The 15034-nt window shown below is 36.9% G+C and carries 10 protein-coding genes; 7 read left to right on the top strand and 3 right to left on the bottom strand.

Annotated features, from left to right (window positions below; genetic code table 11):
- On the bottom strand, nucleotides 1-3696 hold a 3696-nt coding region (locus ACW8TM_RS08565), incomplete at its 3' end, for a hypothetical protein (RefSeq protein WP_491532871.1).
- A 301-nt stretch (nucleotides 3697-3997) separates the two neighbouring features.
- Here ACW8TM_RS08565 and ACW8TM_RS08560 point away from each other — a divergent pair.
- Together ACW8TM_RS08560 and hepT are read left to right on the top strand one after the other, a co-directional pair.
- Nucleotides 3998-4417 (top strand): pepsin/retropepsin-like aspartic protease family protein, encoded by a 420-nt coding sequence (locus ACW8TM_RS08560; protein ID WP_491532870.1) that lies wholly within the window; start codon nucleotides 3998-4000, stop codon nucleotides 4415-4417.
- A gap of 127 nt (nucleotides 4418-4544) precedes the next feature.
- Nucleotides 4545-5357 carry a type VII toxin-antitoxin system HepT family RNase toxin gene (gene hepT / locus ACW8TM_RS08555; protein ID WP_491532869.1) on the top strand — a complete coding sequence of 271 codons (813 nt, stop codon included), beginning with the start codon at nucleotides 4545-4547 and terminating at the stop codon, nucleotides 5355-5357.
- 128 nt (nucleotides 5358-5485) lie between these two features.
- Here hepT and ACW8TM_RS08550 read toward each other — a convergent pair whose 3' ends face one another.
- On the bottom strand, nucleotides 5486-6202 hold the full coding sequence (locus tag ACW8TM_RS08550) for a DUF8196 domain-containing protein (protein ID WP_491532868.1): 717 nt from the start codon (nucleotides 6200-6202) through the stop codon (nucleotides 5486-5488).
- A 338-nt stretch (nucleotides 6203-6540) separates the two neighbouring features.
- Between ACW8TM_RS08550 and cofE the strand changes: the two genes are divergently transcribed.
- The 4 genes from cofE to ACW8TM_RS08530 all read left to right on the top strand — a co-directional run bounded on the left by cofE (nucleotide 6541) and on the right by ACW8TM_RS08530 (nucleotide 11339).
- Nucleotides 6541-7371, top strand: a complete 831-nt coding sequence (gene cofE, locus ACW8TM_RS08545) for a coenzyme F420-0:L-glutamate ligase (RefSeq protein ID WP_491532867.1) — start codon at nucleotides 6541-6543, stop codon at nucleotides 7369-7371.
- A gap of 142 nt (nucleotides 7372-7513) precedes the next feature.
- A complete protein-coding gene (locus tag ACW8TM_RS08540; RefSeq protein WP_491532866.1) occupies nucleotides 7514-9415 on the top strand; it encodes a DNA topoisomerase in 1902 nt (633 codons plus the stop codon).
- Between the two features lie 111 nt (nucleotides 9416-9526).
- Nucleotides 9527-10789, top strand: coding sequence for an NAD(P)/FAD-dependent oxidoreductase (locus ACW8TM_RS08535; protein ID WP_491532878.1), 1263 nt, complete (start codon nucleotides 9527-9529; stop codon nucleotides 10787-10789).
- 112 nt (nucleotides 10790-10901) lie between these two features.
- The gene (locus ACW8TM_RS08530) at nucleotides 10902-11339 is read left to right on the top strand and encodes a hypothetical protein (RefSeq protein WP_491532865.1); all 438 of its coding nucleotides are present in this window, start codon (nucleotides 10902-10904) and stop codon (nucleotides 11337-11339) included.
- A gap of 20 nt (nucleotides 11340-11359) precedes the next feature.
- Here ACW8TM_RS08530 and ACW8TM_RS08525 read toward each other — a convergent pair whose 3' ends face one another.
- Nucleotides 11360-14086 (bottom strand): calcium-translocating P-type ATPase, SERCA-type, encoded by a 2727-nt coding sequence (locus ACW8TM_RS08525; RefSeq protein ID WP_491532864.1) that lies wholly within the window; start codon nucleotides 14084-14086, stop codon nucleotides 11360-11362.
- A 105-nt stretch (nucleotides 14087-14191) separates the two neighbouring features.
- On the opposite strand from ACW8TM_RS08525, the gene ACW8TM_RS08520 reads away from it, so the two are divergent.
- On the top strand, nucleotides 14192-15034 hold the full coding sequence (locus ACW8TM_RS08520) for a hypothetical protein (protein WP_491532863.1): 843 nt from the start codon (nucleotides 14192-14194) through the stop codon (nucleotides 15032-15034).

The following is a 15034-nucleotide window of genomic DNA, read 5'->3' as shown; positions in this document are numbered from 1 at the left end:
TATTGGCAATTCTCCTGGAACGATTACACTGATAATGTAGTTATAGGCTACATAGGGGTCAACAGCACCGGTTCCAAATATTGTAGAGAAGATGTCACTTGAATTGGTTATCTTATAGTAATTATCTCCCATAGTTGTCATATTCATTCCAAGCCATGAAACATTTAGTAGTAGATCAGTCATTTCGTCTTCATGCTTCCAGTCATATAATGTGAAGGTTACTGGGTAGACACGGAGCTCAACAGGGACCTCAGGTGTACATACCTCTGGATCTGTAGTTAATGGGACTGTAACTGTTCCATTGAATACTCTAACTCCAGCCCAGTAAACTTCAAGTTTGTAGGTTTCATCTCCGATGAATACTTGGCTTCCATTCAAGCTGTAGTAGACGAGTTCATTGGTATGAGTTGTATTGCCATAGTAGAAGTATGGATACATATCCATTGCTATTGAAGCATTGGTGTATGGTAATGGTGAAGGCATCAAATTGCCTGTGGCATCAAGTAGCTTAACTGTAAAGTCGTAAATGTAGACGTGGTGGACTCCTTCATAGTTTGTTGGAGCTAAGTTCAATTCATCTTCATATGGTCCAACGAATACATTTCCTTTACCTGCAAAGTGTGGATAGTCGGCTGTGTCATGAATTGTATAGGCTTCAACGTCAATGGATATTCCAGCAGGTATCTGTGTAAAGTTAGCCCATCCATATCCATTAGTTGTGACCCAATCTTCTTCCTCAGCAGTGGAGTAAACTCCAGTGTCACCGGTTATGGTTGCGTTCCCTTCCCAGCTTAGTGTAACGTTTATGCCAGCAATACCTTCGGTCTCACTACACCACTTAGTTATATGTAGCTTAGCATCTACAAAGGCGAAGGTGAACTCAACTGCAGTGTAAATGTTATCGGTTATGTTCAATACATCGTTGCCATATGGCTTAACCCATAGATTCTTGTAAACAGCTGAAATACGCCAAGCTCCACCAGGAACCTGAACAAGTGTCAAAGCTCCAGTTGGAGATGCAGGCATAAGTGAAACTGCACCAGTTGGATGCTCAAGCACTACTATTGGGCTTACAAGTGGATTGTCATTAATGTCAACTAACGTTAAATGTGCATCATAAACGTCGCATATTAAGTTATATTCAACTACTTCATCATAGTATCCTATAAATTCACCGTTAACAGTTAAGCTCACACTAAAGAGGCCATTGGGCTCTATAGTAATGGTTGCAGTCCCAACCTTAACCCATGACTCTTCGATCTCAGGTGTAATTGACCAATAGACCTCAAATTCCGTGTCACCGAAGGGTAGATAGCCACCTGCTTCAGGCATAAGCCAACTATAGGGCGGGTCTTCTGAGACTAATGGTGGGAACTGTACAAGTCCATATTGCTCGTCAGACCTTGTACTAAACTCAATTAGGTTTGGCCATACCACCTTGACTCTAGCGTTTAGTAGCAGAGAGGGGGAAGGCCTCTTATCTAGTAAGGTGATTGCGGCTGGTACTAGTCTACAATAAACTGGGCCAACAAAAGTGGCTGGCTCTTCTATTAAAGTCGTGTTTACTGGTATTTCGTGGCTTAACCAGTAAACTGTCAGTATAGAGGGTACATTTGGATACTGTGGAATGTAAACATATCCAGACGAGCCTGCAATAGCAGTAGCTAAGAGTTTACTTGGGTCGTTAGCATCATGCAATGAAACCTTAACTATGCTGTAACCTGAAGTTGTACTTGTTACTTTTCCACCAAACCAGTCTAGCAGCTGGAATCCTAATGGATGTACATCCGTCAGAATCTCAAGTGAACCAATATAGTTTGGTAATGTAGGGACTGGACCTAGCATTCCATATATGGTTGGCTTCTGTAACGTGAAGTTTGCATATGTCAGGTCTATGAATGGATCCGCGCCTGTGACAACCGTATTATCCCAAGTCCACTCTGTGGGATTAATCATTTTTAAGTATTCTTGATCCCAATATATTCTAATTGTCCATTTCTGAAAATCACCCCAAGTCCAGTCGTAGGGTATTTTGGCTAGAACATCCTCTGCTGGCATGTCAGAGACTGAGTACTTCTTATCAGTGTAATTATATTCAAATGTGGTTGTATAGTAATCTAACACATTCAAACCAGATGCATCATATGCTGTAAACTCAACGGCAACCACTGAAGTTGCAATTGCCTTTGTTGGTCCAGTACAGTTGAAGATTGTAGCTATTTCTAGTCCAGTTATAAGTCCAGCCTCATACACCTTAAAGGCGTCGGTTCCATCCGGATCCCACTTAACAGTCATGTTATATTTAGTGTCGAAGTGTGGGGCAAGTATTGTAGCGTTTAACCAGCCCTCATCATTTGTTCTTCCAGTAAATAGGAGTTCATTGGCAGTTTCATTCCAAACTTCCACGTAGGCATCCTTTAATGGGTCACCAGCCTGGTCTACGAAGCGTAGATACCATGTCGTCTCAAATCCACTTGCAAAGCTCACGGTGATTGTTACTGGGCTTTCGAATGGGAATTTAACCAGTAGGTTTCTTGTATCCTCATCATAATAGAAGCCATATTCACTATCCATCATACCATCAATAGTGTCATTCTCAGTTAATGTGTAAGTTCCAACCTTGAGCGTTTCTGGTCTTGGATAACCTCCAATCATCAAGACATCCCGATCAGCTAGGGTAACCTGGTCGACTGTGACTGTGAGCTTTTGCTCGTCTTGAACTACAGCCTCCTCTGCCAAAGTGAAGTTGTTGTGCACCAATGAAGTTGGAGTTAATCCGTTAACAGCACTTTTAACAGTTGAGTTAAAGGTTACCACAACTGTAGTTGTATCAACTTCTAGAATATGGTCAATTCTATAGTAATCATATGCACCTATGGTTTCTATAGCGTCATAGTCGACATATTCAGCAGTGTCAACATATACTGGGAAGGCAACCCCATCAGATAATGGCAGATACACGTAGAAGGTATCTCCAATCTCTGTAAAGAGCAATTTTTCTGTGTTTAGATCATCAGTACTGTTGTAGTAGCTTAAATCTGGAGCAATGTATGTGACAGTATGGGTGATTACATAGTCATCTAAGTCAAAATCAACTTCATGGCTTGAAGCATCACCGTAATCCTTATGGAGAAAGACCAATACGTTTGATAACTCGATTTCTAAACCAGGTGGAGTTACAACAGTTTCCGGTGTCCCAGTTAGTGTAAAGTTCAAGAGGTAACTCTCACCAGCCGTTAAGGATGCAGTTAGCGTAAATGTTTTAGTACCAGTTACTGTTTCAACGTCACTAGCGAGATTTGTCCCACTTGAATCATACAAAGTCACGTTAAGTTCATCAAAGGTTCCATTAACTTCACTTATAGTTACTTGAACAAAGTTCATATCCATGTCAACGGCTGGTGTGAAGTTGAAGGCAAACCAGCCAGCTGTTTGACCTGAAACAGCTGTTGTGTTTTTGAATATTATTACAGGCCATCCGGTGAGATCCCATTCATAACCTGTCGGTGCATAAGTGGACCATATAACGGCTGAAGTGTGTTGTGAAAAGTCAAACTTTAGATCACCCGTATACTTAGCCACGGTTTCCTCTGCAGAGTATGTTGCTGGTGATGCATAAACAGTTGGAGTTGAAAGTAGTGCTAAGAATAGTGCGGTCAAAACGAAGACGGCGGTTATTTTCGATGCTTTTCTCAACTCATTTCCTCCTATTCAACTTATATTATATTCAGTGAGTTGTTTACTTTTATAGTAGTGGGAATTTTTAAATATTATGAGGTTCTAGGTTACTAGAACATTTATTCGAAAATTTAAATAAATTAGAGTTTAGTAAAAAAGAGTTAATTTGTCATTATAGATAGAGCGTGTTAGTCATGGTTTGATGGTTTAGCATATTTATATATTTGAGTGACTACGTAGATTACATGGTGAAATGACAGTATGATTATTCGTAGAATTCGTAGGATTGGAAAAATGAAGTTGGTTAGGGTGTATAGGGTTGGGGGTAAGAGTAAAGCTGAGAGTGAGAGGAGTAAGGGCTAGTGTTGTTACATCAGCTTTAGTTAACAGTGGATTTGAAGCTGAGGAGCCGGAGTTAGTAGTTCCAGAATCGTTGGCTGAAAGAATTGGAATTGTAGGTTCAAGTATTGCTCAATATCAATTGGCTGGTAGTTCAGGTGTAATGGGTTTACGTGTTGAGGAATTAATTGATGTTGAACTTTTACTGGATGATAAAGCACCAATTAAGGTAAAAGCGGTAGTCACTATAATTCCAGGTGAAGAAGAAGTAATTATAAGTGATTACTTAGCTTCAAAGCTAGGTATCGTTATCTTGAATCCTCATAAAGGTGAATGGTGTTTAATTGAAGAGCTTGGACAAAAGACGAGACTAAGTGAAGAACCAGAATTATGGCGTTAAATTAGATTTAACTGAGTTGAGGAAGAGTTTAATTAGATTCTACTTTTAAGGTTATAATTTTATGTATAATTGTATTGAAATTGATTTAGAGTGTTATGGTAGGTTATGTGTGGAGGTATGAGGAAGATTGAGTCTAATTCAAGGTCTGAGAGAACTGTTAGCTAATTATGATGTGGTGAAGTTGGCTTTTCTTTATGGAAGTTGTGCTAAGAGGAAAGAGGGACCATTGAGTGATTTAGATTTGGCGTTGCTTGTTGAAGATGAGGGTGTAATGGAAGATTTGAGAGTGAAAATTGCTAGAATGTTAAATTTGCCAGAAGATAAAATTTCATTTTTGAACTTGGAGAGTGCTCCTCCATCCTTAATAGTCAAGGTGGTTAGAGAGGGAGTAAAACTTGTTGATAGAGGTTATTTGGCTCAAATAATAAGAAGAGTGCCAATAGAGGCTCAAGAGATTGCTGAAAATGAGAAGGTGGAGTATTATGTTTGGCTTAAGGGTAATCCACTAGATGAAAGAATAATTAAAAGTATTATAACTCAGATTAAAGGTGACTTAAACTTCTTGAAAGAATATGTGATGAAGGAGAGGTTAGAGGAGATAATTAAGAACCCAATAATGAAGAGGGCATTTGAAAGAACGCTACACACTATAATTGAAGGGATGATTGACTTGCTGAGACATATAATTTCAGGTTTGAGTTTAGGTTTAGCAGAGTATTATAAGGATTATGTTGAAATAGCCTTTAATAACGGAATAATATCTAGGGAAACTGCAGATACTCTACTTAGACTCATACCTTTGAGACATCAATTAGTTCATAGATATAGAGGTTTAGACTATAGGGTTTTGATGAGGGAAACAGGTAGAATTGTTGAGATGTTGCCTACCCTTGAAGCTGAAGTAAAGAAGTTTCTACGTAAACACTCGAAAACGATATAGAATCTCATCTTTACATCACGTCATTGATATAATCTGTAAACATACGAGAGTAGATGAATGAAAGTTTACTTAAAATTTTTCAGAATACATTGTCGATGTTATGGAATTATATGATTTTTGGTTCATAGTTATATTGGTGGTTTGTGATAATCTTTGGTTGCTTTTAGTAACCAGATGTTTCTCTTTTTTGCTTCTTCAATTAATTCGGGTAAAGGTAGACTAACGTAAATTATGGGTATTACCTTTTTTCTCAGTAAGTTTGGATATTTAGCTTTAAGTAACTCGATTTTTTTCAGGAGATCGTCTAGGATGCTTATTCCACCTCTAACTGTAGCTTCACCGACTACGCATAGGTCCTCTGAGGCCCCGTAAATGTTTAATTTCAAGTCGGGTAGTGTTAAAGAGCTTATTGTTAAATCTAAGCCGAAGTCTGTCTTGAGTCTGTGCTTTATAATTGATCTGGCTTCATCTTCAATATCTACTGTAAGTTTCTCTAAGGTTCTCTCAACTCTAGTAAGTCTAAGATCAATTGTTTTAAACATTTTGTTGAAATCTTCTCTTAGTCTTTCAATCTCCTTCCAAATCATAGCTTGTTCTTCTCTAATCTTCTCAATTTCTCTCCAAATTTTAACTTGTTCTTCTCTGAAAGCTTTAATTTCTTTCCAAATCTTGGTTTGCTCCTTTCTTAAATTTGTTTGCTCCTCTCTGAGTTTAATAAGCTCTTCACTCATGTTGTCGAGTTTTTTCAAAATTTCTGAAAGGCCGAGATAACCTGCTACAGCATACCTAAATTCAACGTCTTTCTCTAACAGTTTAAGGAATTCTTTTCTTAGTGAATTAATCACTTTTATTTCTCCCCAAATTAATTTTACATAATGAACTTTAAAAAATCTAAGGGCTTACATGAAGAAAAGTTATTTTGGAATATTTGAACGATTTCTTATAACATTTTGGATGAACGGGGAACAATAGTTACAATTGAGAAATCTACATAAGTTATATAGTAATAAAAATTATAGGTATTGAAGAGACAGGAAGAACGGAATTATCGTGAATTAACTGGAGAAATAAAATAATCTTCGACTACGTTCATTTAGACTACAATAATATTAAATATTCTAGTTTGTAGGTTAAGATAGAAGGTTGTCAAGATATTGCTAGATGTTGCAAGTGGGTTGATAGAATGGTTAAAATTGTAAGGATTTATGGGCTTGAAAGTATTCCTGAAGTTAGAGAGGGTGATGATGTTGCAGAGTTAATTGTTGAAGCAGCTAGACGTGAAGGTGTAGATATCTGTGATGGAGATATTATTGTTATCACTCATAAAATTGTTAGTAAGGCATTAGGATTAATTGTCAATTTAAATGAAATCAAACCTTCTGAGAAGGCTGTTGATATTGGAAATAGGACACGTAAGGATCCTAGATTTGTTGAGTTAATATTGAGGGAGGCTAAAAGAATTTTGAAGATTAATCCACCATACATTATTACTGAAACACCCTTTGGACATATTTGTCTTAATGTAGGTATTGATCGATCAAATGTTGCAGGTAGAGAAGATATATGTGCACTTCTACCTAGAGATCCAGACTTAGAGGCTGAGAAGATTAGGAAGAAAATTATGGAGTTAACTGGAAAGCGTATTGCAGTTATTATCAGCGATACTTACAGTAGACCTCATAGATATGCTCAAATAGATATGGCTATCGGTGTTTCAGGTATGAAGCCAGTCAAGGACTATAAACGCAAATTTGATGCATATGGATATAGGCTTAAGTTTAAGATGCAGGCCGTGGCAGATGAACTAGCTTCAGCTGCGGAGCTAGTTATTGGACAAACCACTGAAAAAATACCAGTTGCCATAATTAGAGGATATGAATATGAGGAGGATGAAAATGCATCAGCTAAGCAGATGAGCCTAATAAAATTAGGATACAAGGATATCTTCGAAAATGTAAAAGTAATTCCTGAAAGGAGATGTAAACGATCTTCTAAATCAAAATTGTCAAGTTGAAATAACCGGAAAAATGGAAGGATGAGTATCCTAATTTCAGAACATTTTATTGTAGCTTCCCTATTAAATAACAAGACTATTATTGTAGAAAAAGTAGAGAGTATGGACAGCTAACATTATACCAGGGGAAATGGGTGGAACAGTGCATAAAAATGAATTTGAGGCAGATGTCTTGATAGTTACTGAGAAAAACTCAGTAGCTGAAGCCTTCGCTCGAGCTCTAGCAGATAAAACATTTACTCGATTGAGAATTGGTAGAGTAAATGTGTTTAAGTTCACATATCAGGGAAAAGATTTCCTATCAATTGGCCTTAAAGGACATGTATTTAATTTTGATTTTAAAGCTGAATACAATTCTTGGAAAAGAACAGATCCAAGAATCCTATTCTTCACAAAGCCAATTAGAGTCATCGAAAAAACTTCTAAACCATATTATGAAGCCTTAAGAAAAGTGGCTAGAAATGTAGAGCTAGTTTACTTAGCCTTAGACGCTGATGCGGAAGGAGAAAGCATAGCCTTCGAAGTTATGGATATAATTAGATCAGTTAACCCCTACGTTGAATTTAGGAGGCTTTGGTTCAACTCAACTGTAAAGGAGGAATTACTAAATGCCATTAGAAATCCAGTTCAACCCAATAGGCTACTGGCTGAAAAATGCTTTGCAAGAATGATTGTCGACTTAACTATTGGAGCAGCCTTCACTAGATTAATAACCTTGGCAGTTGAAAGAAGAAAACCAAAAGCATTACCCTTCGGAAGATTCCTAAGTTATGGTCCATGTCAAAGCCCTACACTATTCCTAGTTGTTCAGAGGGCATGGGAGCGAGAGAAATTTAAGCCAGAGAAATTCTATACTATAAAAGCAAAGGTTGAAATTCACGGCGGCATCTATGAAGCAGAATACATTAAGGGTCAGATAAAAAATGAAAAAGAAGCAAGAGAAACATATCTGAAAATTAAAGACGCGAGCGAGGCAATAGTAAGAAACTTTAAGATAACAGCTAGAAAGAAGAATCCACCAATACCACTCACAACATTAGAAATGGAGAGTAGGGCAAGTAAATTCCTAAACATACGGCCTAAAAACGCACTTGACATAGCTGAGGAACTCTATAGAAGAGGATATATAAGCTATCCAAGAACTGAAACTGAAATCTACAGCCCCACATTAAACATATCAAGCCGAGTGAAAATGCTAATAGAAAATCCCCAATATAGAAGCTATGTCCAAAAACTCCTGAGAAAAGGATCACTTCATCCAACAAAAGGAAAGAGAGATGACAAGGCACATCCACCAATACATCCAACCAAATCAGCAAGTCCAGGAGAAATAATAGGCAAACTTGGGCGAAGAGCATGGAAACTCTATGACTTAATTGTGAGACACTTCCTAGCCACATTCAGTAAACCAGCAATAATTGAAACTAGAAAGCTAGATTTAGACATTAAAGGTGAGAGATTCATAATAAGAAAACAACTAATAAGGGAAGAAAACTACCTAGAAATATATCCATATGAAAAGCCGCAGGAAGAATATTTACCCGAACTAGAGAAGGGTGACAAAGTAAAAGTGATAGAAATAATGCTAAAAGAAGGAGAAACAAAACCTCCACCATTCCTATCAGAATCAGAACTACTAAAACTAATGGATAAATATGGTATTGGAACAGATGCAACAAAGCAAGACCACATATTCACGAATATAAAGCGAGGATATATGTATGTGGAAAAGAAGAGATGCATACCAACACCACTAGGAAAAAAGCTTATAGAATCCCTTTACAAAACAGTGGAGGACCTAGTTAAACCAGAAGTAAGAGGATTTATGGAAAAAATGTTTCTAGAAATAGCGCATGGAAAAGCAAGAATGGATGAAGTAGTTGAAAAAGCCAAGAAATACTTCATAGAGAAATATGATTTATTGAAAAAATTTGAAGAGAAAATAGCTGAAGAAATATCACCAGTCATAAAGGAAAGCATAAATCTAACTCAACCCAAACTTAAAAGAAGAAAAACATGGAGAAGAAAACGTAGAAAAACTTGAGAAACAAGTCGAATCCCAGCATCAATAAAATTGAAATAACTCCAAATATCATATTCAACTTGAAGTAGAAGGGATGGGAGGGGATTTAATTCGCCACACTATGACGTCCTCATTATTGGGGCTGGAATTCTAGGATTAACAACAGCATATCACATTAAAAGGAAGAATCCTAAGAAAAAAGTTCTTGTAATAGATAAGTTAAATGGTCCAGGTCAAGGAAACACAGCTAAAAGTGGAGGAATGTTTCGAAGCTTCTTCTACTCCAAAACAAACTTCTATCTAGCTGACTCATCAATAGAATATTACAAATACATTGAAGAAAGTGGATTCAATCTAGGAATGAAGTGGATTGGATACCTATGGCTCTTCAATGAAGAAAGCTTCAGAAAAACAGAGAAAATACTCAAAGAAATTGAAAAACACGGTGGAAAATTCACCATCTATAATAGAAATGAACTAAAAGAAAAATTAGAAATAAATGTCAATGCAGCTGAAACCACTGAAGGAAAGATAATGAAACTAAGCAATATAGATATAGGACTATTCGTGCCAAAAGCAGGCAAAATTGACGTAGAAAAACTAGTAGAATACTATGAAAGAGAGTATAGGCGAATCAAAGGAGAAGTAATATATGGGGTTGAAGCGAAAAGGCTAATAATAAAGCCAAGAAAACCTCTTGAAATACCGGGAGAACCATATTTTTGGCAGGAAGCCACTATAACTGGAGTAGAAACAAATAGAGGGGTAATTGAGGCCGATAAAATAGTGGTTGCTGCAGGTGTATGGTCAAGTAAACTTCTAGATCCAATAGGAGTAGATTCACATTCTAAACCAAAGAAACGACAAATATTTGTAGTCAAAGCAAATAAAGAAAAACTGTTAAAACTACTAAAAACACCTGGATTTAACAAGTATGATATCATGCCATTCACCATACTGCCAAAGCCAAGAATCTTTATCAAGCCAGATTTAGAAGAACAATCCTTCTGGATTGGATATGCAGATGACTTTAATAGAGCATTCAAACTTGAAGATGATCCACAACCAGAAGAAAACTACTATAGATATGGAATCTATCCAATTCTATCAGTATATCTACCTCAATTTACCGATGAAAAACCAATTAACGCATGGGCTGGACAATATGCAATAAACACATTAGATCAACAGCCAGTAATATTCGAAGTAAATAATTTAATAGTAATTGGAGCTGCAAGTGGAAGTGGAATAATGAAGGCAGACGCCATAGGAAGAATAGCAGCCGCATTATATTATGGAGAGGAAGAAGCAGAACTATTCGGAGAAAAATGGTTCAAGGTAAGTGATCTAGGAATAGAAAATAGAAGAATTGAACGAGAAAAATTCGTAATATAGTTAACCTCAGGAGACCGTCGAATCTTCATTCAATCCGTTTGTCTCTTCATCATCATCGGCACTAATATATTGTAATTCCAAGTTAAATAACTTTAGCTGAGAGAGGATAAAATTGAAAATCGAAATAGAAGCAAAAATTAGAGAAGCATATGAAGCATTATTTGAAGCTTGGGAAGCCCTGAGAAAACATCAAAATGACGAAGCCATAAGAAAAGCAATAAAATGCATAAAATCATCAATGGAAACAGTGAGAAAAATATCCAAAAAACTATTCAATGATGAAAACATTATCAAAACATCAGAAAAAATAATAGAGAGAATGGGCGGAATAACTAAACTTGAGAAAAGAAGAATTGCAAGAGCAATATTAATTGAAAAATTATGGCTTAACCCATACTTAACAACCATAATAGAAACTGGAACACTAAACCTAGAACCAAAAAATATCTTAAAAGAAACTGAAGCAAGAATAGCATTAGACCATGCCTCCGAAGTCTACTACTGGGCCGACTCCATAATATTTAAGCTAGTAAAGCAACCCAACAAATAAAATACTATTATGATGTAAAATTAACTCTCTACAAGTCTCTTCTTCTCACTCCTCTTACTAAAGAATGGGAATGGCCTCATAAATATCTCAGGTAATACAAGCCATCCGCCACTAGCAGCCACTATACATACAATCCAATCATAAACAGTTAACTCAACAGTCTCAAAGATCATTTGAAGAGGCGGCACATATACCAATGCAAGAGTTAAAACAATGCCAACCAAATCTGCAATTAATAGAGGCTTATTAGTCAAAAAGCCTAATTTATAAATGGAATGTTTCTCCGACCTACAATTAAACACTACAAACAATTCAAATAAGACTGCTTGTATAAAGGCTAGAGTTCTAGCCTCCGCAACACTATCCTTTAACAAGTAAAGGCCAAGCAAATATGCTCCCATGGTCCCAATATACTGGAAAGTTGCTGAAACAAGTATGAAGAACTCCATATTACTTAATATGCCTTCATTTGGATCTCTAGGCGGCCTATCCATAATGTCCTCGTCTGGAGGATCAAAACCTAAAGCTACTGCTGGTCCACCATCAGTAACTAAGTTCAGCCATAAAATCTGTAGAGGCAGTAAGGCGGGCTCTAATCCAGCTAGAACACAAGTAGTTATAACTGCAATCTCATCGAAATTACATGCCAATAAAAATCTTACAAACTTCCTAATATTATCATATATAGCCCTTCCATCCCTAACAGCTCTGACTATTGTTGCAAAATTATCATCAGCCAAGATCATATCTGAAGCTTCTTTAGTTACATCAGTTCCCTTTATCCCCATAGCAATACCAATATCAGCAAGCTTAAGTGCAGGCGCATCGTTAACTCCATCGCCAGTCATAGCAACAATATGGCCAAGCTTCTTCAGAGCCTTAACAATCCTAACTTTATGCTCAGGTGAAACCCTAGCAAAAATGGGAACATCGTCAACAACCTTAACTAATTCATCATCACTCATCTTATCTAATTCAACTCCAGTTAAGACCATGAAATCGCTACCGCTAACCAAACCAATTTCCTTAGCTATAGCAATGGCAGTAAGTTTATGATCACCAGTAATCATTTTAACCTTAATTCCAGCTCGCCTACACTGTTTAATTGCATCCTTAACTTCATCTCTCGGGGGATCAATCATACCGGCAATACCAACAAAAACTAAATCAGTTTCAACTTGATCTGGATCCATTAAATGAAAATCAGCAGGTAATTCCTTAAAAGCCATGCCTAAAACTCTCAATGCATTCTCTGCCATATGCCTAAATACATCCAAGACCCTTTCCTTATCAGCTTCAGTTATTGGTCTAATAACACCATTCTCATAGATATGAGAAGAACGCTCAAGTAAAACTTCGGGAGCCCCCTTCACATAAGCCATCAATTTTCCATCAACCACATGAATAGTGGTCATTCTCTTTCTGCCAGACTCAAAGGGGATTTCATGCTTCTTCGGATACATTTTTAGTGCTTCATGCTTCCATATACCAGCCTTAGCACCTAGAACAACAAGTGCACCCTCAGTTGGATCACCAAGAATCTTCCATTGACCATCCTCTTGAATTAACTCAGCATGACTACAGAGAACACCAACTTTAATCAACATTTCGAGATGGCTGTCCTCAAGAGGATTAATTTTCTGTCCATTAAATAGAAATTCACCTTTAACATCGTATCCAGCGCCAGTCACTTCAATAATCCTATTATTAACGTAAATTTTTCTAACGGTCATTTCATTCTTGGTCATAGTGCCAGTCTTATCAGCACATATAACAGTGGTGCAACCTAGAGTTTCGACTGATGCAAGCTTACGTACAATTGCATTTCGCTTCGCCATATCTTTAACTCCTAAGGCAAGCGTAATAGTGACAACAGCTGGAAGACCCTCAGGTACAGCTGAAACAGCCAAACCAACAGCAGTCATAAACATTAAAACTGGATCAACATTCCTAAGCTCTCCAAGAACGAAGGTAATAATACATAAAACAATAATTAACATTCCAATTCTCTTACCAAACTTATTTAAACGTCTCATTAAAGGGGTTTCTTCTTTCTCAACTTCTTGAACCATCTCAGCTATCTTACCCATCTCAGTATTCATCCCAGTAGAAACAACAACTGCTTCCCCATAACCCATAGTTACAAGTGTACCCATAAACACCATGTTCTTCCTATCAGCCACAGGAGTATCCTCTGGCAAAACGATATCAGCATTCTTCCTAACTGGAGTAGACTCCCCAGTAAGCATCGCTTCATCAACTTCAAAATTTGTACACTTAATAAGCCTAGCATCAGCTGGAACTCTATCACCCAGCTCGAGAATAAGAATGTCGCCTGGAACCACCTCCTTAGCTGGAATGAAAAGTTCATGACCATCACGCCTAATCCTAGCCCTAGGTGCTGCAAGCTTCTTTAAAGCCTCTAAAGCCTTCTCAGCCCTATACTCTTGAATAAAGCCTAATATTGCATTCAAAACTATGATTGCTAAAATTGCAATTGAATCAACATGTTCACCAATAACAGCAGAAACAATTGCAGAAACAATTAGCAACCCTACAAGAAAATTCTTAAACTGACCAATAAGAATTTGGAAGGGAGAAATTCTCTTCCTCTCAACCAGCTCATTAAAACCATACCTTTCAAGTCTAGCTTTAGCCTCTTCACCACTTAAACCATCAACAGATGAGTTAAGCTCCTTGAAAACTTCATTAATAGTCATTGTATGCCAGGGTTTTTTAATCGACACAGTCGACCCCCACTTTGAGCAAGACTAAACTAAAAAATTGACGATACAGATGAATATAAAAATTTGTGTTTATATTATGTCAAATAGATTATGGAGAGAAGAGAAATGCCAATAGAATTAAGACAAAACGAGAAAATGATTGAACAGATAAAACCTCATCCCCTCGCATTCACAGACCTATACATTATTTTCCTATATATAATAGTCATCAACGTATTATTCTATATATACTATTATGATATCGCAGAGTGGCTTTTAGAACTACCGATAATAGGATGGATACCCCAACTCCAAGACTACTTAACAATCATAATTTGGGCCATAAGTATAGTTTTACCCTTCCTCGTAATAGCACTTTTAAAAGCCACATGGAAATGGTTCATTCTAAGCTTAATAGCAGTAATACTGGGAGTAATATTTAAATTTAAACTACAAATTCCAGAACAAGCACCAGCCATAATAATTGGACTAATAGGACTATCACTAGTAGAAATGTATCGTAAAGGCCATACATACTATATTACAAATCAAAGAATAATAACAGAACTAAAATTCATAACACGAAAGCAAAGAGAATTCAGTTACAGCAAATTGAATGAAATAATAGTTAAACAGGGGATTATTGGAAGAATATTCAATATAGGTACAATAATACCAATAACAGCAACAGGTCTAGGGTTAGGAGAAGACATCACAGCAGCAGGGATAGGAACAACAACGAAAATAAAAGGAGTAGAAGTAAGAGGAGGAATAGCAAGTGGAAAAACAGTAATTGTACCTAGAGGGAGAAGTACATACATATTATTCGGAGTAAAAAATCCAGTCAAAATAAAAGAATTAATCTCCCAATATGCATGGCAACAAGAAGAAGCACCAATACTCAAAAAAATAGCAGAAGACATAGAAAAACTAGTCGACAGAGAGGAAAGTAAAGAAGAATACAATTAA

The sequence above is a fragment of the Candidatus Culexmicrobium sp. genome, from assembly GCF_058356305.1.
Note: the sequence above shows the minus strand (reverse complement) of the source record. Positions and strands in the feature narration are given on the sequence as shown.